The 21,227-nt window shown below is 36.0% G+C and carries 18 protein-coding genes; 17 read left to right on the forward strand and 1 reads right to left on the reverse strand.

Going from position 1 to position 21,227, the window contains the following annotated elements:
* Positions 1 to 153: 153 nt before the first annotated feature.
* From ACY0M5_RS16475 to ACY0M5_RS16525, 11 genes are all read left to right on the forward strand, one after another.
* Positions 154 to 1,149: an AAA family ATPase gene (locus ACY0M5_RS16475; RefSeq protein ID WP_101308440.1), complete on the forward strand. Its 996-nt coding sequence runs from the start codon at positions 154 to 156 to the stop codon at positions 1,147 to 1,149.
* 98 nt (positions 1,150 to 1,247) lie between these two features.
* On the forward strand, positions 1,248 to 2,117 hold the full coding sequence (locus ACY0M5_RS16480; RefSeq protein ID WP_124992904.1) for a DUF58 domain-containing protein: 870 nt from the start codon (positions 1,248 to 1,250) through the stop codon (positions 2,115 to 2,117).
* 18 nt (positions 2,118 to 2,135) lie between these two features.
* A complete protein-coding gene (locus tag ACY0M5_RS16485) occupies positions 2,136 to 3,167 on the forward strand; it encodes a hypothetical protein (RefSeq protein WP_461629890.1) in 1,032 nt (343 codons plus the stop codon).
* A gap of 18 nt (positions 3,168 to 3,185) precedes the next feature.
* Entirely contained in the window at positions 3,186 to 4,178 is a 993-nt protein-coding gene (locus ACY0M5_RS16490) for a vWA domain-containing protein (protein ID WP_461629891.1), read from the forward strand.
* Between the two features lie 34 nt (positions 4,179 to 4,212).
* Positions 4,213 to 5,250, forward strand: coding sequence for a vWA domain-containing protein (locus tag ACY0M5_RS16495; RefSeq protein ID WP_124992906.1), 1,038 nt, complete (start codon positions 4,213 to 4,215; stop codon positions 5,248 to 5,250).
* 18 nt (positions 5,251 to 5,268) lie between these two features.
* The gene (locus tag ACY0M5_RS16500; protein WP_461629892.1) at positions 5,269 to 6,090 is read left to right on the forward strand and encodes a tetratricopeptide repeat protein; all 822 of its coding nucleotides are present in this window, start codon (positions 5,269 to 5,271) and stop codon (positions 6,088 to 6,090) included.
* Between the two features lie 94 nt (positions 6,091 to 6,184).
* Positions 6,185 to 7,996, forward strand: coding sequence for a BatD family protein (locus ACY0M5_RS16505; RefSeq protein ID WP_461629893.1), 1,812 nt, complete (start codon positions 6,185 to 6,187; stop codon positions 7,994 to 7,996).
* Positions 7,997 to 8,125: 129 nt separating this feature from the next.
* On the forward strand, positions 8,126 to 8,875 hold the full coding sequence (locus ACY0M5_RS16510; protein ID WP_461629894.1) for a tetratricopeptide repeat protein: 750 nt from the start codon (positions 8,126 to 8,128) through the stop codon (positions 8,873 to 8,875).
* 74 nt (positions 8,876 to 8,949) lie between these two features.
* Positions 8,950 to 9,828, forward strand: a complete 879-nt coding sequence (locus ACY0M5_RS16515) for an aldose 1-epimerase family protein (protein ID WP_461629895.1) — start codon at positions 8,950 to 8,952, stop codon at positions 9,826 to 9,828.
* 201 nt (positions 9,829 to 10,029) lie between these two features.
* Positions 10,030 to 11,175, forward strand: a complete 1,146-nt coding sequence (locus ACY0M5_RS16520) for a trans-sulfuration enzyme family protein (protein ID WP_156196490.1) — start codon at positions 10,030 to 10,032, stop codon at positions 11,173 to 11,175.
* 16 nt (positions 11,176 to 11,191) lie between these two features.
* Positions 11,192 to 12,697: a PLP-dependent transferase gene (locus tag ACY0M5_RS16525; protein WP_461629896.1), complete on the forward strand. Its 1,506-nt coding sequence runs from the start codon at positions 11,192 to 11,194 to the stop codon at positions 12,695 to 12,697.
* Positions 12,698 to 12,736: 39 nt separating this feature from the next.
* Here the strand turns inward: ACY0M5_RS16525 and ACY0M5_RS16530 are convergent, their stop codons facing one another.
* Positions 12,737 to 13,819 (reverse strand): alkene reductase, encoded by a 1,083-nt coding sequence (locus tag ACY0M5_RS16530; protein ID WP_461629897.1) that lies wholly within the window; start codon positions 13,817 to 13,819, stop codon positions 12,737 to 12,739.
* A gap of 282 nt (positions 13,820 to 14,101) precedes the next feature.
* Between ACY0M5_RS16530 and ACY0M5_RS16535 the strand changes: the two genes are divergently transcribed.
* The 6 genes from ACY0M5_RS16535 to ACY0M5_RS16560 all read left to right on the forward strand — a co-directional run bounded on the left by ACY0M5_RS16535 (position 14,102) and on the right by ACY0M5_RS16560 (position 21,083).
* A complete protein-coding gene (locus ACY0M5_RS16535; RefSeq protein WP_461629898.1) occupies positions 14,102 to 15,922 on the forward strand; it encodes a peptidase U32 family protein in 1,821 nt (606 codons plus the stop codon).
* A gap of 39 nt (positions 15,923 to 15,961) precedes the next feature.
* Positions 15,962 to 16,609, forward strand: coding sequence for an AlbA family DNA-binding domain-containing protein (locus tag ACY0M5_RS16540; RefSeq protein ID WP_461629899.1), 648 nt, complete (start codon positions 15,962 to 15,964; stop codon positions 16,607 to 16,609).
* A gap of 491 nt (positions 16,610 to 17,100) precedes the next feature.
* Positions 17,101 to 17,757: a TatD family hydrolase gene (locus ACY0M5_RS16545; RefSeq protein WP_321317323.1), complete on the forward strand. Its 657-nt coding sequence runs from the start codon at positions 17,101 to 17,103 to the stop codon at positions 17,755 to 17,757.
* On the forward strand, positions 17,754 to 18,476 hold the full coding sequence (locus ACY0M5_RS16550) for a tRNA threonylcarbamoyladenosine dehydratase (protein WP_197092871.1): 723 nt from the start codon (positions 17,754 to 17,756) through the stop codon (positions 18,474 to 18,476). The genes ACY0M5_RS16545 and ACY0M5_RS16550 overlap by 4 nt, the downstream gene beginning before the upstream one ends.
* Positions 18,477 to 18,576: 100 nt before the next feature.
* Positions 18,577 to 19,083, forward strand: coding sequence for a methylated-DNA--[protein]-cysteine S-methyltransferase (locus ACY0M5_RS16555; RefSeq protein WP_461629900.1), 507 nt, complete (start codon positions 18,577 to 18,579; stop codon positions 19,081 to 19,083).
* A gap of 203 nt (positions 19,084 to 19,286) precedes the next feature.
* Positions 19,287 to 21,083, forward strand: coding sequence for a hypothetical protein (locus ACY0M5_RS16560; protein ID WP_461629901.1), 1,797 nt, complete (start codon positions 19,287 to 19,289; stop codon positions 21,081 to 21,083).
* Positions 21,084 to 21,227: the final 144 nt, after the last annotated feature.

Here is a 21,227-nt window from a genome sequence, read left to right on the forward strand (position 1 = left end):
TTGTTCCTTGAAACTTGTTCCTTGCTAAAACCATTAACAATTTTTAACGGGCATGCATTTTCATAAAACGCTCAAAGGTTTATCTTTGTAAAGGTTTTCTGAAAAATCAGATTCTTTTTATGTAAATTTTTCAAGTAATTAAATATATTTCTAATGATCCAAACAGTTGATATCAAAGAACTAAATGAACGTATCCAAAGAGAAAGTTCCTTTGTGGATATGATTTCTATGGAAATGAACAAAGTTATTGTTGGTCAAAAGCACCTTGTTGAAAGCTTATTGATAGGATTACTTTCGAATGGTCATATATTACTGGAAGGGGTTCCCGGACTGGCAAAAACACTTGCAATCAGCACACTTGCAACTACCATAGAAGCTGAATTTAGTCGTATTCAGTTTACTCCTGACCTGTTACCTGCCGATTTGTTGGGTACCATGATTTACAGTCAGAAAAAAGAAGAATTTGTAGTAAAAAAAGGACCTCTTTTCGCCAACTTTATTCTTGCTGATGAGATTAACCGTGCTCCGGCAAAAGTACAGGCTGCTTTATTGGAAGCCATGCAGGAGCGGCAAATCACCATTGGTGACACCACCTATAAATTAAAAGAACCGTTTTTGGTTATGGCCACTCAAAATCCGATTGAGCAGGAAGGAACTTATCCTCTGCCGGAAGCACAGGTTGACCGTTTTATGCTGAAAGTGGTGATCAATTACCCTAAAAAAGATGAAGAGCAGCTAATTATGCGTCAGAATCTTTTGAAGGTATTTCCAAAAGCCGCCCAAATCTTAAAACCGGAAGACATCAACAAGGCGCGTGACGTAGTGAAAGATGTTTATATGGATGAAAAGATTGAAAAATACATTGTAGACATCATTTTTGCAACCCGTTTCCCTGCCGATTACGGATTGGAGCAATTCAAGGATATGATCGCATTTGGAGGATCGCCCCGTGCCAGTATCAGTTTGGCATCAGCAGCCAAAGCTTATGCTTTTATTAAACGAAGAGGTTACGTAATTCCTGAAGATATCCGTGCAGTTTGTCATGATGTACTGCGTCACAGAATTGGATTGACTTACGAGGCTGAAGCAAACAATATTACTAGTGAGAACATTATTAGTGAAATACTGAATACCGTTGAAGTACCGTAACAATTATGAATTATGAATTACAAATTAGGTTCTCAATTTGTAATTCATAATTACCACGATTTAATTATTAATTCGTAATTATCAATTCGTAATTAGCTATGGAAACTAGTGAATTATTAAAACGCGTTAGGCAAATAGAGATCAAAACCAGAGGTCTTTCCCGAAATATTTTTGCCGGCGAGTATCATTCTGCGTTCAAAGGACGAGGTATGACCTTCAGTGAAGTTCGGGAATACCAATATGGTGATGACATCAGAAATATTGACTGGAATGTAACCGCACGCTACAATCAACCTTACGTAAAACTTTTCGAAGAAGAGCGTGAACTAACCGTAATGCTGATGATTGATGTGAGTGGTTCCCGTGAATTTGGAACCATCTCCAAACTAAAGAAAAATCAGATTACAGAAATTGCCGCTGTGCTTGCCTTTTCGGCCATTCAAAACAACGATAAAATTGGGATGATCTTCTTTTCAGATAAAATTGAAAAGTTTATTCCACCTAAAAAAGGTAAATCTCATATACTAAGAATCATTCGTGAACTAATCGATTTTAAACCGGAACATCGGAATACTGATATTGGCAATGCTTTACGTTACCTTACACAGGTTATTAAAAAACGCTGTACCACTTTCGTGATATCAGATTTTATTGATGAAGATTTTGAAAATGCATTAACGATTGCCAATAAAAAACATGATCTTGTAGCTCTTAAAATATTCGATAAACGCGAACAGGAAATCCCCTCAATTGGTTTGATTAAAATTAAGGATGCGGAAACAGGCGAATACAGTTGGATAGACACTTCGAATAAAAAGGTAAGAGAAAACTACGCAAAATGGTGGCATGAGAAAGACAATCTGCTTACCGAAACATTTAAAAAATCTGGTGTTGATGTGGCAAATATTCGAACCGATCAGGATTATGTGAGATCGTTAATTGCCTTATTTAAACGAAGAGGACAATAATTTTAGAAGCAGACGACTATGACAAATAGAATGAACATCCCAAATAAACTGTTCGCAAAAGCAATTGTCGCATTTGCAATTGTATTGGGAGCTACTTTTTCCTCCTTCTCGTCTTTTGCTCAGGAAGAAGAAAAAGGGATTAACTACAGCGCACAACTCGATACCAATGTTATTGTTATTGGTGATCAAATAAACCTTTTACTTTCCATAGAACAGCCAAAAAGTCTTCGGGTAGAGTTTCCGGTATTTATGGACAGCATTGGTTCGGGAGTCGAGATCATAAAACAATCTCCTCAGGATACTATCCCGTTAGAAAATGGAAACATTAAAGTGAATAAAAACTTTTTGATTACCTCTTTTGATGATGGTGTTCACAAAATGAATCCTTTTGAATTCAAGATTCACGACGAAAATCTGATGAATATCATTCGAACGGATACAATGTTATTGGGCGTAAAAACCTTCGACATTGATACCAGCAAGGCTAATTTTGACATTGTTATGCCAATACATACACCAATCGCTTTTGCCGAAATTGCTCCCTGGGTATTTGGTGGATTGATTGTTGCAGCATTAATTGTTTTATTGATTTTATATTTGCGCAAGCGGAAGAAAAACCAACCTTTATTCGTTAAAGCAAAACCAGCCGAACCGGCTCATATTATTGCCTTACGTAAGTTGGATGAGATCAAAAAACAAAAGCTTTGGGAAACCGGAAAGGTGAAACAGTTTCATTCTGACCTTACAGATACAATCCGGTATTATTTGGATGAACGTTTCCAACTATCAACTCAGGAATCAACTACTGATGAGATATTAAAAGCAGTAAATACTGTGGAGGTAAATTCAGACTGGCATGCCAAACTGAAGGATATTCTTGAACGTGCCGATTTAGCCAAATTTGCTAAATTCACCCCTCTTCAGGATGAAAATGAACTAAGTTTGAAATTTGCCTACAAAATTATTGAGACCACCATTGTAGAAGAAGCTCCTGCTAAAGAGGAAAAAGAATCTATTGCAGTGGAAGAGACAAAAAAGGAAGAAAAGTAAACTTTGAAAATACAAAGTATGAGTTCTATAGAATTTGCAAATCCTGAATATTTTTACTTGCTGATCCTTTTGATACCATTAATTGCATGGTACATCTTAAAGGACAAGAATGCTCATGCAAGTATTCAGGTGTCAACATTAAAAAGCTTTCATTCAAGTGCCAAAACCTACAAATACTACTTGCGGCATGCTTTATTTGTATTTCGGGTTTTAGCAATAGTATTTTTAGTGCTTGCTGTTGCCCGCCCGCAATCGAGCAATAGCCGAAGAGATGTAACTACGGAAGGAATTGACATCGTTATGTCACTTGATATTTCGAGTAGTATGCTTGCCCGCGATTTTGAACCGGACAGATTGGAAGCTGCAAAGGAAGTGGCAGTGAACTTTATTTCCGGCCGCGAAGATGATAAAATTGGATTGGTAATTTTTAGCGGCGAGAGTTTCACTCAATGTCCTTTAACAACCGATCATGCTGTTTTAATCAACCTTTTCAACGACATCCAAAGTGGCATGATTGAAGATGGTACAGCAATCGGGCTTGGATTAGCCAATGCGGTGAATCGTTTAAAGGACAGCAAATCAAAATCGAAAGTTGTTATTCTCTTAACCGACGGAGTAAACAATCAGGGAGAGATTGCTCCTATTACGGCAGCAGAATTGGCAAAAACCTTTGGAATAAGAGTTTACACAATTGGTATCGGCACCATGGGAATGGCTCCCTACCCTATTCAAACGGCTTTTGGTATTAGTATGAGAAACATGCCTGTAAAAATTGACGAAGAAGTATTGCAGCAAATTGCTGATATGACAGGTGGTCAATACTTTCGGGCAACTGACAACAATAAATTAAAAGCAATTTACGAACAAATTGATAAGTTGGAGAAAAGTAAAATTGAGGTGAAACAATACATTACAAAAAGCGAGGAATACTTAATTTTTGCATTGCTTGCCGCTTTATTTTTACTTCTTGAAATTGCTTTACGTAATTCAATGTTGCGGAACATTCCGTAATTGATATTAATTGAACACAGAAAATCATTGAACAATGAATCAATTTCGACTTGATCATCCGGATCTTCTATACTTATTTCTGATACTTCCAATTCTTGTAATTATATATTGGATCAGTTATTCAAGGAAAAAGAAAGCTCTTGAAGAGTTTGGTGAGATGAATATTATCTCGCAGCTAATGCCATACGCTTCCTTTACCCGACCGTTTTACAAGTTCGGTATTCTATTGCTGGCTTTAAGTTTTATCATTTTTGGTCTTGCGGGACCTCAATTTGGTTCAAAACTCCAAACCATTAAAAGAAAAGGAGTAGAAATTATCATTGCGCTGGATGTATCCAATTCGATGATGGCACAAGACATTCAACCCAATAGATTGGAACGGGCAAAACGAGCTGTTTCTAAAATGGTTGACAAACTGAATAATGATAAAATTGGCTTGGTCGTTTTTGCCGGCGAGGCATATACTCAATTGCCGATAACAACAGATTATGCATCTGCAAAATTGTTCTTGTCCTCCATTAGTACTGATATTGTTCCCATACAAGGAACTGCAATTGGTGCGGCAATAAACTTAGCGGCAAAAAGTTTTACTCCCGATAGTGAGGCCAGCAAAGCTATTATTGTAATTACCGATGGTGAAAACCATGAGGATGATGCAATTTCGGCAGCAAAAGCAGCTTTTGATAAAGGAATTATAGTACATACTATTGCCATGGGATTACCGGAAGGTGCTCCAATTCCTGTAAGTCCCGGATCCCGGGATTTCAGACGGGATGAAAAGGGTAATATTGTAATATCAAAATTGGATCAGCAAATGGTTGAACAAATTGCTACTGCCGGAGGGGGAAAACCGGTGATAGCCAACAATACTACAACTGGTTTAAATGCCCTTTTTAATGAAATAAATAAAATGAACAAAACGGAACTGGAGCAGAGAGTATATGCTGCTTACGACGAAAAATTCCAATTGTTTATTGCCATAGGATTGTTGTTGCTCTTTCTGGAATTTTTAGTTCTGGAACGTAAAAACCGCCATTTAAAAGATATCAATTTGTTTAAACCATCGAAATAGAACTCAATTCTGATTATTATGAACAAATATATAGCATTATTCATCGGTCTGCTTTGCCTCTTTAGTTTAGATGCATTGGCACAAAAGGAGCGGAAATTTATTCGCAAGGGCAATGGATTGTTTGAGGGGAATGAATATGAAAACTCGGAAGTAGAATATCGAAAAGCACTTGATAAAAAAATCAATTCGTATGAAGCCGGCTTTAATTTGGGAGATGCCTTGTACAAGCAAAAGAAGTATGATGAAGCATTAAAGCAGTACCAAGCTCTAACGGCCACTGAAAAGGATCCTAAAAAACTCGGGGAAATCTACCACAACATTGGAAACACTCTTCTGATGAACCGGAAAATTGATGAAAGTATTGAGGCTTACAAAGAATCCCTTCGTAACTTTCCAAATTCGAAAGAAACCAAATACAATTTGGAATATGCAAAAAAAATGAAACAGAAAGAGGAAGAAAAGAAGAAGAAACAGGATCAAAATAAAGACCAGAACAAGAATCAGGATAAAAAAGACCAGAATAAGGATCAAAACAAAAAAGATCAAAACAAGGATCAGGACAAGAAAGATCAAAATAAAAAGGATCAGGATAAAAAAGATCAGGACAAGAAAGATCAGGACAAGAAAGATCAGGACAAGAAAGATCAGAAAGATAAACCTGAAAATCAGGATAAAAAGAAAGGTGATCCTGAGGAACAGCAAAATAAGATATCTGAACAGGATGCCAAGCGCTTGCTAGAAGCTCTTGAAAATGATGAAAAGAAGGTTCAGGAAAAGGTACAAAAAGCCAAAGCGGTTGCTCAAAAAGCAAAAAGATCCAAAATCAAAAAGGATTGGTAATTGATCTTTCCTAATTGATTAATCAGTAAATTTGCGAAAGAATTACCGGACAAATTAATTGCATTTATAACATCTGAAACACAAATATATACAGATGAAGAAAATACTTCTCTCATTAGTAACAGTCATTTTAATTGCTACATCAGTATTTGCTGATGAAATTAAATTTACTGCTTCGGCTCCAAATGTTGTGGAACTTGGCGAACAATTTCGTTTAACCTATTCCCTTAACAACAAAGGAAAAAATATTAAAATTCCAGCTCTTGATGGATTTAGGGTTCTTATGGGGCCTTCCACATCAAGCAGTATGAGTACGCAAATTATTAATGGAAAAGTTACTTCCAGCTCATCCTACTCGTACACCTATGTTCTTTTGGCCGAAAAGGAAGGAAAATTTGACATTAAGCCTGCAACAATTACTGTTGATGGTGAAACTAAAACATCAAATTCACTTACGATTGAAGTTGTTAAGGTGAATAAAACCCAGCAGGATACAGGTTCGAAACAATCACAAAACTCTGCATCAAGCCAAAAAATCACGGAAGACAATTTATTTGTTAAGGTAAAATTAGATCGGAATAATGTTTATATGGGTGAGCACGTTGTTGCAACCATTAAAGTATATACACGACTTACCATTGCTGGATTTGGCGATTCAAAATTCCCTTCGTTTGACGGTTTTTTAAGTCAGGAAGTACCAACCCCCGGACAAATTTCTTTAGAAAGAGAAAATATAAACGGAACCATTTACAATACCGGAATTATTCGGAAATTAATTCTTTTTCCACAACACACGGGGGAAATTACAATTGATCCTTTTGAATTAGAGGTGATCATTCGTCAGCGTCAGGCAAACAAACGAAGTGGTTTCTTCGATGATTTCTTTGATAATTATCAGGACATTAGAGTCCCCCGTAAAAGCAAACCTATAAAAATTAGGGTGAAAGACTTTCCATCAAATAAACCAGCAAGTTTTGATGGTGCCGTTGGAAAGTTCACTTTGTCTACAACTATCGATAAAGATTCAGTGAAAGCAAATGATGCGATTACCATGCGGGTAAAAGTAGAAGGTAACGGAAATCTGAAGTTGATTAAACCTTTGGAATTTAACTTTCCTGCCGATTTCGAAGTTTACGACCCAAAAACATCGCAGAATTTAAAAAGCTCAGAAGCAGGAATGAGTGGCTCAACCACATTTGAATATTTAATTATTCCCCGGCATGCTGGTGAATATGAGATTCCGTCGGTTGACTTCAGCTTCTTCGATCCGAAAGCTAAAATATTCAGAACCCGTTCTACCAAAAAATTTACCGTTAAAGTAGCAAAGGGAGATGGAGATAATTCAGGAACTATCATTAGCTCCTTTACTAAAGAGAAGGTGAAATTTCTAGGAAAAGATATCCGCTATATTAAAACCAACGATTTCACACCTCAATTAAAAGGCGAGGTTTTCTTTGGAACCACAAATTTCTATTTGGCGTATATTATTCCCTTCTTCCTGTTTGTTTTAGCATTTGTATTCAACAGAAAACGAATAAAAGAAAATGCCGACACCGCTAAATTAAAAAACAAACGTGCCAACCGCGTTGCGATGAAAAGATTAAAAATGGCTTCGGCAAGTCTAAAAGCAAAACAGAAGGATCAGTTTTACGATGAGATTCTTAAAGCAATTTGGGGATATACATCGGATAAGTTGAATTTACCTTTGGAGAATCTGAATAAAGAAAATATTAGTGAGATTTTGCTTAGCAAAGGAGTTGAATTGGAACTTAAGGATGAATTTCTAAGCATATTGGACACCTGCGAGTTTGCCAGATACTCTCCATCGGCCGGATCGTCGGAAATGGATGAGTTGTATCAGACAAGCATGGATACAATCACCAAGTTGGAGAAAAATATAAAATAGATTAATTGATTGTGTAATATCGAATTAAACATGAAACGTACATGATTAAATAATTATTAACTCATACATGAGCATGATTATTTAATCAAGGTAAGTTCCATCTGACAATTGCATAAAAATTATAAACAGATGAAAAAAGCATTACAATTTATACTCGCCATATTTATCAGCACTCAAACATGGGCTCAAGTTAACCCAATTGCTGAGGCCAATGAGATGTATAAAAACGGAGAATACGAGAAAGCAATTCAAGCTTACGAATTTGTTTTAGATACTCATTTAGAAGCACCGGAAATTTATTTTAATCTGGGAAATGCTTACTACAAAACAGGAGAAATCTCTTCTTCCATTTTAAACTATGAACGGGCTTTACTATTCTCTCCTAACGACAAAGATATTCAGTACAATTTAGACTTAGCCCGTAAACATGTTTTGGATAAGTTTGATGTTTTGCCCGAAATATTTATAAAAAGATGGTTTTCTGGAATTCGAAATAGTTTTTCGGCTGATATCTGGTCTTACTTTTCAATTCTATTTTTCTTATTAACGCTTACTTTTGCCTGTTTTTATCTGTACAGCAACAAATCGGGACTAAAAAAGTTGGGTTTTTTCTTCGCTTTTTTTGCCTTTGGTATTTCAATCATGACTTATTCTTTTGCATCAAAAAAAACAGATGAAATCAATATTCGCGAGCATGCAATTATTGTTAGCCCTAGTGTTACTATTAAAGGTTCTCCGGATAAAAGCGGTACTGAATTGTTCTTACTGCACGAAGGCACAAAAGTTAAAGTGATTGGTGAACTGCAGGATTGGCGAAACATTCTTCTTAGCGATGGCAATGAAGGTTGGCTGAAAAAAGAAGACATTGAAATGATATAATTAACTCAATAACGTAAAAGGATTTCGGCTTCGAAATCCTTTTTATTCATACAACAAGCTTATTAAACAGCAATATGAAATACAGCATACAAAACGAATTCTTCCAAATTGAGGTTCTTGAAAAAGGCGCTGAACTTTGCAGTATTAAATCGAGACTTACCAATCAGGAATTTATGTGGCAAGCCGATCCTGAAATTTGGGGAAGCCATGCTCCCAACCTATTCCCGGTAATTGGCTGTTTAAAAGATGATGGATTTATTCATGAAGGCAAAGAATATGCAATGCCCAAACATGGATTTATTCGCAACAATAAAGATATTCAATTGCACAGCAAATCAGAGAATGAGCTTTGTTTTGTATTAAAATCAAATGAAAACACGCGCAAACTTTATCCTTTCAAGTTTGAATTCTACATTCATTATATATTGGATGGTAAGAAATTACATGTAAAACATGATGTTGTAAACACAGGCTCGAAGGATATGCTTTTCTGTCTGGGAGGACATCCCGCTTTTGCATGTCCGTTAAAGGAAGGTGAAAAGTACTCCGATTATTATCTGGAATTTGAGCAAAAAGAAACTGCACACACCTGGATGATTGTCGACAATGGACTTATTGGCCAGAAAGGAAAATTGATTTTAGATGAAAATGATCGAATTGAACTTGCACCAGATCTTTTCGCAAAGGATGCTCTGATTTTTAAAAATCTAAAATCCTCCTTTGTGAAATTAAGGAGTAAGAATTCAAATTTCTCCTTAAAAGTCAGCCTTGATGATTTCCCATATCTTGGACTTTGGGCCAAACCAAATGCACCCTATGTTTGCATTGAACCTTGGATTGGAATCGCTGACAGCTATGATTTGAGCCGGAAATTTTCTGAAAAAGAAATCATTCAATCTCTTGATTCGGGTCAAACATTTAGTGCTGCATATTCGATAGAAATCACAGAATAAAACAGAAGAGCCCAAAGGCTCTTTTTTTTATCTCCAATCAAAATTAAAGACAAACACATCTTTTTTTGCTTTTCAGAAGCAATTCTTCATCCGAAAAGTTAAATTTGTAATAAGCTTTTAAATTTTCTGCTGCAACCACAGTAAAAACGAGCAAGTTAATTTGAATAAAAAGCTGATAATTATTTAATCAATTTTTCGAGAATGCATATTGAAACTTTACTTGCTCATTTGGCTGAGGAAGGTGGCGTATACGATCCATATGGAGCGTCGCACCTGCCCATTTATCAAACAGCTACCTTTGATCTGAAAAAACAATCGGGATCTAAAATATACGATTATACCCGCTCCGATAATCCAACCAGAGATGCTTTGGAAACGGTTTTTGCCAAGGCTGAAAATGGTGCATCTTGTTCGTGTACTCATACCGGGATTGGAGCAATTGCCTTGCTTTTCGAAACTGTATTAAAAGCAAACAGTAAAATTTTGGTTGAAAAAGATTGTTATGGCGGCACTTACCGACTTTTACAAGTGTATAAAGACAAATACAATGTAGAAGTTTTCTTTGCTGATTTTACTGATCTTTTGGAAATTCAAAACTTATTGGAAACCGACAACTTTGATTTAGTTCTTTGTGAATCTCCCACCAATCCGGGAATGAAAATTATTGATTTAAGAGAATTGGCAATGCTTGCCAAAAACAATGGAAGCAAATTTGCCGTTGATAACAGTCTCGCTACATTTGCATCTCAGAAACCGCTTGATTTGGGAGCTGATTTTTCTGTTTTCAGCGCTACAAAGTACATTTCAGGACATGGAAGTACTGTGGCTGGTGCATTGGTCTCTAAATGGGAGGAAGATGGCGAAAAGGTTGCCTATTTTGCCAATGCCGAAGGTCGTTCCCAAAATCCCTTTGATGTATTTTTAATTTCACTGGGAATACCTACTCTCCCCTTACGACTCAAGCATCATGAACAAAGTGCAATTCAGGTTGCTGAATATTTGGAGAAACACCCAAAAGTGAATAAGCTGGTGTATCCAGGTTCCAAAAATCATCCGCAACATGAGTTGGCAAAATCTCAAATGAAAATTTTCCCCGGCGTACTCACTGTTCACATGCAGAATGTTGAAACGGCTGAAAAATTGGTAGCAGCCACTCGCTGGTTTGGAGAAAAAGCCTCATTCGGAACTGCTGATTCACGAATTGAAATTCCCGCTAAAATTAGTCACGCGTCCTTTTCTAAAGAGGATCTGCAAGCGATTGGAATCTTCCCATCCACAGTTCGATTGTCCATCGGACTGGAACACATCGATGATCTGCTTGAAGATTTAGAAAACGCACTTAAATAATTTAATGGAAAAATGCATGGTTAAAACCCCATACCGAAACATAACTTGCGGAAAATCGATTCCACTGCACAATGTTCACGCTATTTCTGTTAGTCTTCCAACTATTCAGGATGTATATTCCTATGAAGAAAATAAGAATAACTGGCGGAATTGCATGGAAACAGGCTATCCCCGCTTTTTCTGTCATCCTTACGAAACAAAGGTTATTGAATATTTTAAGGCTCATTTTTCAATTAGCGAAGAGAAACATCTCTTCCTGTTTCCATCAAAATCCTCCTGTCAACTTGTAAGTAGTTTTTTTGAACTTAATTTCAGAGAATATGAATTAAACGGAATCTTCACCATTTCTGTTGATTCGCAAAATCCTGCTCTCAAAAAAGCATGCGACTTTATTCAGCATACCGGACACAAAGTTTTTTCGAGACAATTAGAGGATTTCTTACTCAAGCTAAAACTCATAAACAATCCCCATCAAGAGGAAATGCTTTCTACTAATCCGGAACAGCACGTTAAACAAGAACTCCAAAAACAGTTCCTGCTAGATAAGAATCAAAATATTGAACTATTTTCGAGTGGAATGAATGCGATATATTCTCTTTTTGAGGGCATTAATCAAATTCCAAAGCTAAAAAAAGCCACTGTTTTTATTCAATATGGTTGGTTATACACCGATACCATAGATATTTTGAGAAAGTACAGTGAATCTTATTTTGAGGTAATCTCTGTTTATGACGAGAAAGAATTACTATTGGTAATTGAAGCTAACAAAGAGAAAATTGCCGCAGTATTTACCGAAATTCCAACCAATCCTTTTCTTCATACTCCTAATTTGCCTTTTCTATATTCGCATTTAAGCAAGCTCGATATCCCATTAATTGTGGATGGAACCATTGGAACATGCGTGAATATGAATTATCTGCCTTATTGTGATTTTGCGGTGGAAAGCCTCACAAAATTTGCATCTGGAATGGCTGATGTTATGGCTGGTTGTATTGTTCCAAATCCTAATTCGAACTGGACAAAGAACAATTTGGTTGATTTAAAACCCTACCAACAAGAATTATACAGAAGAGATTTGGAAAGAATTGCATTTCAAATTTCAGGTATGGAATCGAGAGTTAAATCCATTCGAAAAAATGCATTCGAATTGGCTCTTTTTTTCGAATCCCATCCTGCAGTAAAAACCGTTAATTGGTCGCACAATAAAAAAAACACAGCAAACTATTCGAAAATTGAGAAAGAGGAAAACAACTATGCCGGATTAATTTCTATTGAATTTAATGGCTCCATTGAAAAATTTTATAATGCTCTTGAACTTCCCAAAGGTCCAAGTCTTGGCACAGAATTCACATTGGTAATGCCTTATTTTTATTTGGCTCATTACGATTTGATTAAGACCAAAGAAGGACGAAAACTACTTGCCGAAAAGGGAATCAACTGGGAATTGGTTCGGATATCAGTCGGCACTGAGTCAATCGAAGAATTAATCAGCATTTTCGAAAAAGCCTTGAATCAAATCTAAAGAACTCCGAATCTCATTCGGAGTTCTTAATTTTAAAATCTATGAAAGAGCCGGATAGTCGGTATATCCAACTTCGTTACCCCCGTAAAAAGTTTCTTTATTAGCTGCATTCAATTCAGCTCCTTGTTCAAATCGTTTTTCCAAATCGGGATTAGCCAAATAGGGTACTCCGAAAGAAACCAATTCTGCTTTTTTCGAAGCAATAGCTTCATGACCTGTATCTTTTGTAAATCCTCCATTCACCATTCGAACGCCCCTGTACTGTTTCCCGTAATAACCGGCTACATCTTTAATCAATTGCGGATGATCATCAAGAGGCATCAATGATTCAATCAAATGCAAATAAGAAAGATCATATGCATTCAATTTATCAATCACATAATTAAAAATTGATGTTGGATCCGAATCTCCCATATCATTAAACAAACCACTGGGCGAAAGACGAATACCTACCGATGAAGAATCCCAAACCTGCAGTGTTGCGTCTAAAACTTCAAACAAAAAACGAGCTCGATTCTCTACTGTTCCACCATATTTATCGGTTCGGTGATTTGTTTTATCTTCTAAAAACTGATCGATTAAGTAACCATTTGCTGCATGAATTTCAACGCCGTCAAAACCTGCATCCTTCGCATTTTTCGCTGCTTTTTTATAATCTTCCACAATGCTTGCAATCTCCTCTGTTTCCAAAGCTCTCGGAGTCACAAAATCTTTTAATCCTTCATAAGTAAATGCTTGTCCTGCAGGACGAATAGCAGAAGGTGATACCGGCAATTCTCCATTGTGAAAATCGGGATGTGAAATCCGCCCAACATGCCATAGTTGAATAAATATCTTCCCGCATTTATCGTGAACAGCTTTTATAATTTGTTTCCAACCATCAACCTGTTCTTTACTATAAATTCCAGGCGTTGCCGGATAACCCATTCCCTGAGGTGATATTTGACTCGCCTCTGATATGATTAAACCTGCTCCTGCTCTTTGTTTGTAATACTCTGCCATCAATTTTGTCGGAACATTTCCTTCTCCGGCTCTGTTTCTGGTCATTGGAGCCATTACCATTCTATTTTCCAATTCGATTTTACCAATCGCAAAAGGAGTCAATAATGTATTTTTATTCATCTTCTTTTTCGTTATTTTTATTTAATCAAGATATAAATAAGATTCTGATTTCTAAAAAAAGAAATATTAGAGATAAGTATAAATGAATTTATAGTTGCTATTTATTATTGTGCAAGAAAACAATCAAGTTGAATTTCTATTGATCTCAAGATTGGTTTGTATCTTCGCTAAAAATTTGAAAAGAATGAAACGTCTGTGATTTAATAATTATTAACTCATACATGAGCATGATTGTTTAATCAAGATAAATTCCTTCTGACATCTTTAAACAATTTCAGACACATGAAACAAATAGAACTATTAGCTCCAGCCAAAAATCTGGAAACAGGAATGGCTGCCATTAATTACGGAGCTGATGCTATATATATTGGTGCACCTAAATTTGGTGCCCGATCAGCCGCAGGAAATACTCTCGAAGATATTGGGAAGTTGATTAAATATGCTCATAAATACTGGGCGAAAGTATTCATCACGATGAATACGATTCTATATGACCATGAATTAAAAGAAGCTGAAGAGCTGATTCATCAACTTTATAAACTTGGGGCTGATGCTCTGATTGTTCAGGATATGGGAGTTCTGGAAATGAATCTTCCTCCTATCGAACTTCATGCCAGTACACAAACTCATAATTACGATATCGATCGGATTAAATTTTTAGAACAAGTAGGATTTAAAAGAATTATTCTTGCCCGGGAGCTTTCTCTGGATCAGATTAAAGAAATAAGAAAAAATACCACGGCAGAGCTTGAATATTTTATTCACGGCGCCTTATGTGTTTCACTTAGTGGGCAGTGCTATTTCTCTCATGCTGTTGGTGGCCGATCGGCAAATCGCGGAGAATGCAGTCAGGCTTGCCGGATGAAATACGATTTGGTTGACGGAGAAGGAAAAGTAATTGCGAAAGACAAACACCTGCTCTCTCTAAAAGATCTGAATCTCTCCGGCCATATGAAAGAATTGGTTGAAAGCGGCATTTGCTCTCTGAAAATTGAGGGGCGTTTAAAAGACAGCTCCTATCTAAAGAATGTTACAAACTATTACAGAAAAGAATTAGATGATGTTTTTGCAAAGAAAAACGAATTCAAAAAAGCATCGTCAGGGACAGTCAAACCAAACTTTGAACCGGATTTAGAGAGAACCTTTAACCGGGGATTTACAAACTACTTTTTTACAGGTAGAATTCCCGAAATCGCAAATTTCCACACGCCAAAATCATTAGGAAAAGAAATTGGTAAGATTGTTGACATCCGAAAAGATCATTTTATAATTGATACCAAATTTGAAATTCACAATGGTGATGGTCTTTGCTTTTTTAATCACAATAAGCTGTTAAAAGGAATTCTGGTGAATGGAGTAAAAGGAAAACAGGTTTTCCCAAATGAAATGAACATGCTGGTTAAAGGTGCTGTTTTGTATCGTAATAACGATCACGAATTTGCCAAAACGCTTAAAAGAGACAACTCTATCAGAAGAATTTCAGCGGATCTTTTTCTGGAATTTAAAGAAAATATTCTGACCTTATTTGCTGCAGATGAAGACGGCATTAGTGCTTCTGTTCAAATTAAGGAAGAGTTTGAATTGGCCCATAATGCTGAAATGGCAATTACAAATCTTAAAAATCAATTATCAAAATCGGGAGATTCAATCTACTCGATCAATTCCATTGAAACCAACTTTACTGAAGCACCCTTTGTTCAGGCCAAAGTGCTGAATGAGCTGCGCCGACAGGTTCTTGATTCTTTAACTGAAAATCGGCTTAATGCATTTCAACAGCCCAAAACGAAAGCGCTAATCTCGCATCCCCAATATCATACAAAAAACCTGAATTATATGGGTAATGTAGTCAATTGTAAGGCCGAAGAGTTTTATCACAAGTGTGGGGTCGAAAAAATCGAAAAAGGTTTTGAACTACAATCCAATTTCAAAGGGAAAACAATCATGACCACAAAGCATTGTTTGCGTCATGAATTTGGTATGTGCAATAAGGAGGTTAGTACCGGACAAAAAACAAATCAACCATTGTATCTTGTTGATAATAAAAATCGTTACAAACTTGAATTTCAGTGCCAGCAATGCGAAATGAAAATCATTTTTGAATAGAATTAACCCAGATTTGAACCCTATTTAAGAATTTAAGCTATGGTTCACTATATAGAAAAATTAATTCGTGAGGGAGAACATCAGCAACAGGATTTTAAATTCTGTATTACTGATTCCCGAAAAATTGCCAGATCATTATCTGCTTTTGCCAATACCGATGGTGGGAAATTACTTATTGGTGTAAAAGACAATGGGAAAATTGCCGGAGCAAAAGTAGAAGAAGAATTCCACATGATAAAAGCTGCGGCTGATATGTACAGTCGTCCTAAAATTGCTTTCGAGAGCAAAGTCTGGCAAATAAGCGGAAAAAATGTTTTGGAAATCACTGTACCACCTTCCAAAAAAATGCCTCATTATGCCGAAAATGAAAAAGGAAAATGGTTGGCGTACCTACGAAAAGACGATGAAAATATTCTGGCAAACAAAGTTCTTCTTGAAGTTTGGAAACGAAAGTCAAAACCAATCGGCACCTATTTAAAATACACCGAAACAGAAGCCGTTTTAATGGAATACCTTAATCGTAATCAAGAGATTAGTCTCAATCAATATTGCAGAATTGCAAAAATTAGTCGCTACAAGGCAGAACGGATATTAGTGAAACTAATTTGCTGGAATGTTATTGAATTAAACTTTTATGCAGGAGGTACCAAATACCTCATAAAACGAGAAAAAATTTCAAGAATATAAAACACGTCCGTCAAAGACTATTGAGTTGTATCAACTTGATTATGTATGGATTTGCACAATTAGAACATAAAAAAAAAGCATAAAAAAACCGCACTAATTAATAGGATTTTAAACTCCTAAATGACAGGATTTGAGTGCCAGCCTGATCAAGTTTCCCCTGTGCCGAAACAACCCGAAGGTTGGGGCCTGCTTTAGCAAGCTTGTAGCTTTCTCGGTATCTTATAAATGTTGAGTTTAACAATCGCTAATTAATGCGGTATGCTATTATCTTATATACAAAGAACGTTCTCTTATTACTTGCAAGCTAAGGAAGAATCTCTGCTTTTGCAAGGCTTACGCTAATTTTTTTATTCTAAATTAAACAAATTCATGCTTCCATTTTCTCAAAGCTCAAGTTATTAAAACGTTATACAATCAAGACTCACTGCATAAAGCAGGAAATTTGGATCAATCAGCAATATTTGTATTTTTGCCAAAAAATAGCTTCATCCGTGGTATCCTATATCAATATACATACGCATAACTGTAGTTATCAGTCCAATGTTCGTTCTATCCTACCAATTCAGTCGGAAGAACAACTGTTAGACAGCCAAACGGTATCTTATTCTGTAGGAATTCATCCATGGGCAATTAAGTCCATAAACATTCCTTCGACATTGAATAACATAGAAAATCTGGCTTCATACCCGTCAGTTTTAGCCATTGGAGAAATAGGGCTTGATCGAATCATCGAAACTCCTCTTTCCATTCAGAAAGAAATATTTTTGAAACAATTGCAGATAGCCGATCAGTTTAATAAGCCTGTAATTATCCATTGCGTAAAATGTTATTCAGAAATAATCAGCATTCGTAAAAAAACAAATACTAAGCTGCCATGGATTATTCATGGATTTGTTAAGAACTTGCAAATTGCCGAAGATTTAATAGAATTGGGATGTTACATTTCATTTGGAAAGGCTTTACTGATTAATAAGAATTTACAACACATTTTCAAAACACTTCCTGTAAAAAAAATATTTCTCGAAACGGATGACAGTGATACAGATATTGAAGAAATATACAAAAAGGCAGCTACTATAAAAGATCTTAAAATAGAGGATCTACAAAAAGAATTACTATCAAATTTTACGACCTGTTTTAATAAATGATGAATACAGAATGGCTAAGCAGAACAGAACTGCTTCTGGGGAATGATAAATTGGACAAGTTAAAAAATGCACATGTTCTTGTTGTTGGACTGGGTGGTGTTGGAGCTTACGCGGCTGAACAAATATGTCGTGCCGGAGTTGGAGAAATGACCATTGTTGACGGAGATGATATTGAAATTACAAATATTAATCGTCAACTTCCGGCAAGTATCAGCAATCTGGGAAAAGATAAGGCAAAAGTAATGGGCGAACGTCTTTTGGACATCAATCCTAATTTAAAGCTCAACATCCTTAACGAATACCTTCGCGACGAGAGAATAATTGAAGTTTTACGAGAAAAAAAGTACGACTATGTTTTAGATGCAATAGATACCTTAGCTCCAAAAATCTTTCTCATCTACCATAGCTTACAAAACAATCTGAAAATTGTGAGTGCAATGGGTGCAGGAGGTAAAATGGATCCAACGAAAATTCAGATTACTGATATCTCAAAATCATATAACTGCAAATTGGCTAGAATGCTTCGTAAAAAACTTCACCAATTAGGAGTGCACGAAGGCGTACAGGTCGTTTTTTCTCCGGAAGATGTATCTAAAAATGCAGTTATACTCGCTGAAAGCAAAAATAAAAAATCAAATGTTGGTACTATTTCATATATGCCTCCTCTATTCGGGTGCTTCTGTTCTTCGGTGGTAATAAATGGATTGCTATCAGATTAATTATTTTTTACGGCACAGAAAGCAACATTCCGTGTTATTCTTTATAATATTTAGTACATTGACAAGAACTCACACATCATTATTTTCTAAATTAACTGATATGGTCTACTACGATATTCTTCCTTCTCCCGTGGGTAATTTGTTGCTTGTAGCAGATGACAGTGGTTTAAAACAGATTCAGTTTGATGAAGGGAATCAATCAAATGGAATAAAACCAAATTGGATTAAAGATTCCAATAAATTAAAAACGGTTGCCGATCAATTAATTTCCTACTTTGCCAATGAGCGAACCACATTTGATGTGAAACTCTCACCTGACGGAACCGCTTTTCAAAAACAAATATGGAATCAACTTCTGAAAATTCCATATGGGAAAACATGTTCTTATCTGGATATTGCCTTAGCTATAAATAAATCTTCTGCGTGCAGAGCAATCGGAATGGCTAATTCTAAAAACCCAATTCCTATAATAATTCCTTGTCATCGGGTTATCGGAAAAAACGGAAAACTTACCGGTTATGCCGGTGGACTATCCAATAAGGCTAAACTGCTGGAAATAGAAAACATTGATCTTACACCCTCGAAAGATCAATATCTGCTGTTTTAAATGCTGTTTACCCTTTATCTATCAAGCTTTTCTATCTTATTCATGTTTTATGCGTTTTTCCTGAATAAGAAATATAAATACCCAAAATAGCTTTGATATCATTGACAAATAGGCTAACTTGCGCAAGGCAATTTTATAGCTGAATGCTATTGATTTAGCTTGTGAAATTTGCCAAAAAAATCATAAAATCAATATCCAATTACATGAGTAAAATTTTAGGACATAGTTTCCATATCCCAGTTATGGGAACCGGATATACGGTGGACACTCCTGTAAAAGTGGCTCATTTAGGAATTTCATCTGTTGTTTCAATTGTTGATGATATTCTACTTGAGAAAATGAGAGAATTGTATTGCAATAAACTCAGCTTGCCATTTTTACCAATTTCGGAGAAAACTAAAGATTTTCGTGCAGAAAGAATCACCTCTTACCTCAATTTAATAGATAAGATCGTAAAAGATAAATTTGAGAATCTAAAAGCATCCGTACAAGAAAAGAAAGAAAATCTAGAGGAATATCTTGATTTACTTCCTGATTTTTCAGAAGTAAAAAAAGAATTTAAAGAAAAATTTGAAGGCAATTCTTACGTAAAGGAAGCGAAAGAATGGTTGGTGAAAAACCTTCCGCTTGGTTCTATTGATGTAAACATCATGACCAAGCTAGACAAAGACAACTTTTATGAAGGTGAGCAATTACCTGCAGAATATAACGATGCACATGCAGCTCTTCGTGGATTTGCCATGAGTAACCTGGAGAGCTCCATGGTTTTATCTGCCGGAATGAACCCACGCTTATATGGTTATTTAGAGCAATTTGAAGACTTTTATCCGGATGAAAACGGCTATATAAAGAAGAAAATTGTTCTGAAAGTCAGTGACTACCGCTCTGCCTTAATACAAGGTAAATTCCTTGCAAAAAAAGGAATCTGGATTTCGGAGTTCCGAATTGAATCCGGTTTGAATTGTGGCGGTCATGCTTTTGCAACCGAAGGCTTTTTAATGGGTCCGATTCTTGAAGAATTCAAGAATAACAGAGAGGAACTAAGAGTAACTCTTAGCGAGATTTTATTTCAAGCTCTAAAGGGAAAAGAAAGAGTCTGCCCAAAATCAAATTTAGACATAAGAATCACCGCTCAAGGTGGAGTTGGTACAGCTGAAGAACAAGAGTTTCTGATGAACCATTACAATCTTGATTCTATTGGCTGGGGAACTCCTTTTCTTTTGGTTCCTGAAGCCTGCGACGTTGATGAAAATACCTTGCACCTACTTGAGGAAGCTCAGGAAAAGGATTTAAAGCTTAGTCATGCTTCTCCTTTAGGTGTTCGTTACAACAACCTTGTTGCAAACACCAGAGACAGAGATGTTCTTAAGAAATTTGCAGAAAACAAGCCAGGAAGCGCATGTACAAAAAAATACATGTTAGCCAATACTGAGTTTACTGAAAAACCAATTTGTACCGCGTCAGTTCAATACCAAAAGTTAAAACTGGCTGATTTAAAAGAGAAAAATCTTTCGGAAAAAGAATATGAAAAAGAAGTTAGTTTACTTCTAGAAAAAACATGTTTGTGTAAAGGTTTGTCGGCATCTTCTTTTTTGGTAAATCATATCGATACAAAAGCAGATGGTGATGGAGTATCGATTTGCCCTGGGCCAAATCTGGCATATTTTTCGAAAAAGGCTAAATTAAAGGAAATGGTTGATCACATTTACAATCGAACAAATTTGATTGTTAGAACAGACCGGCCTCACATGTTCATAAAAGAAATGAGTCTGTATATTGACTATTTAAAAGAACAAATTGATGAGCTTCATAATCCTGTAACGAAACAACTTAGATCTCTTGAAAAGTACAAAAACAACCTTTTAAACGGGGTTGACTACTATAAAAATTTATCGAATAATATAACCGGTAAATTTAAAAATATGAAAAACCAGGTTGGTAAAGATCTGGAGAAATTAGAACTCGAAATTCGGGGATTACTTATTTCCTCTGAAAAATAATCAACATGTAAAGCCAATCGAATATCGATTGGCTTTTCTCTTCCTATTCTACCCGCCATCAATCCATTACGTAATACAGGTAATTAAAATGGCGTAAATCACCCATTTTTTTTGAGTATTTCCATCCTTCACATTGGGTAAAAC

It is taken from the genome of Labilibaculum euxinicum (assembly GCF_963678175.1).
Taxonomy (GTDB): domain Bacteria; phylum Bacteroidota; class Bacteroidia; order Bacteroidales; family Marinifilaceae; genus Labilibaculum; species Labilibaculum euxinus.

Coding starts and splice junctions, on each gene's coding strand:
- ACY0M5_RS16475 (WP_101308440.1), top strand. CDS start 154: ATGATCCAAACAGTTGATATCAAAGAACTAAATGAACGTATCCAAAGA.
- ACY0M5_RS16480 (WP_124992904.1), top strand. CDS start 1,248: ATGGAAACTAGTGAATTATTAAAACGCGTTAGGCAAATAGAGATCAAA.
- ACY0M5_RS16485 (WP_461629890.1), top strand. CDS start 2,136: ATGACAAATAGAATGAACATCCCAAATAAACTGTTCGCAAAAGCAATT.
- ACY0M5_RS16490 (WP_461629891.1), top strand. CDS start 3,186: ATGAGTTCTATAGAATTTGCAAATCCTGAATATTTTTACTTGCTGATC.
- ACY0M5_RS16495 (WP_124992906.1), top strand. CDS start 4,213: ATGAATCAATTTCGACTTGATCATCCGGATCTTCTATACTTATTTCTG.
- ACY0M5_RS16500 (WP_461629892.1), top strand. CDS start 5,269: ATGAACAAATATATAGCATTATTCATCGGTCTGCTTTGCCTCTTTAGT.
- ACY0M5_RS16505 (WP_461629893.1), top strand. CDS start 6,185: ATGAAGAAAATACTTCTCTCATTAGTAACAGTCATTTTAATTGCTACA.
- ACY0M5_RS16510 (WP_461629894.1), top strand. CDS start 8,126: ATGAAAAAAGCATTACAATTTATACTCGCCATATTTATCAGCACTCAA.
- ACY0M5_RS16515 (WP_461629895.1), top strand. CDS start 8,950: ATGAAATACAGCATACAAAACGAATTCTTCCAAATTGAGGTTCTTGAA.
- ACY0M5_RS16520 (WP_156196490.1), top strand. CDS start 10,030: ATGCATATTGAAACTTTACTTGCTCATTTGGCTGAGGAAGGTGGCGTA.
- ACY0M5_RS16525 (WP_461629896.1), top strand. CDS start 11,192: ATGGTTAAAACCCCATACCGAAACATAACTTGCGGAAAATCGATTCCA.
- ACY0M5_RS16530 (WP_461629897.1), bottom strand. CDS start 13,819: ATGAATAAAAATACATTATTGACTCCTTTTGCGATTGGTAAAATCGAA.
- ACY0M5_RS16535 (WP_461629898.1), top strand. CDS start 14,102: ATGAAACAAATAGAACTATTAGCTCCAGCCAAAAATCTGGAAACAGGA.
- ACY0M5_RS16540 (WP_461629899.1), top strand. CDS start 15,962: ATGGTTCACTATATAGAAAAATTAATTCGTGAGGGAGAACATCAGCAA.
- ACY0M5_RS16550 (WP_197092871.1), top strand. CDS start 17,754: ATGATGAATACAGAATGGCTAAGCAGAACAGAACTGCTTCTGGGGAAT.
- ACY0M5_RS16555 (WP_461629900.1), top strand. CDS start 18,577: ATGGTCTACTACGATATTCTTCCTTCTCCCGTGGGTAATTTGTTGCTT.
- ACY0M5_RS16560 (WP_461629901.1), top strand. CDS start 19,287: ATGAGTAAAATTTTAGGACATAGTTTCCATATCCCAGTTATGGGAACC.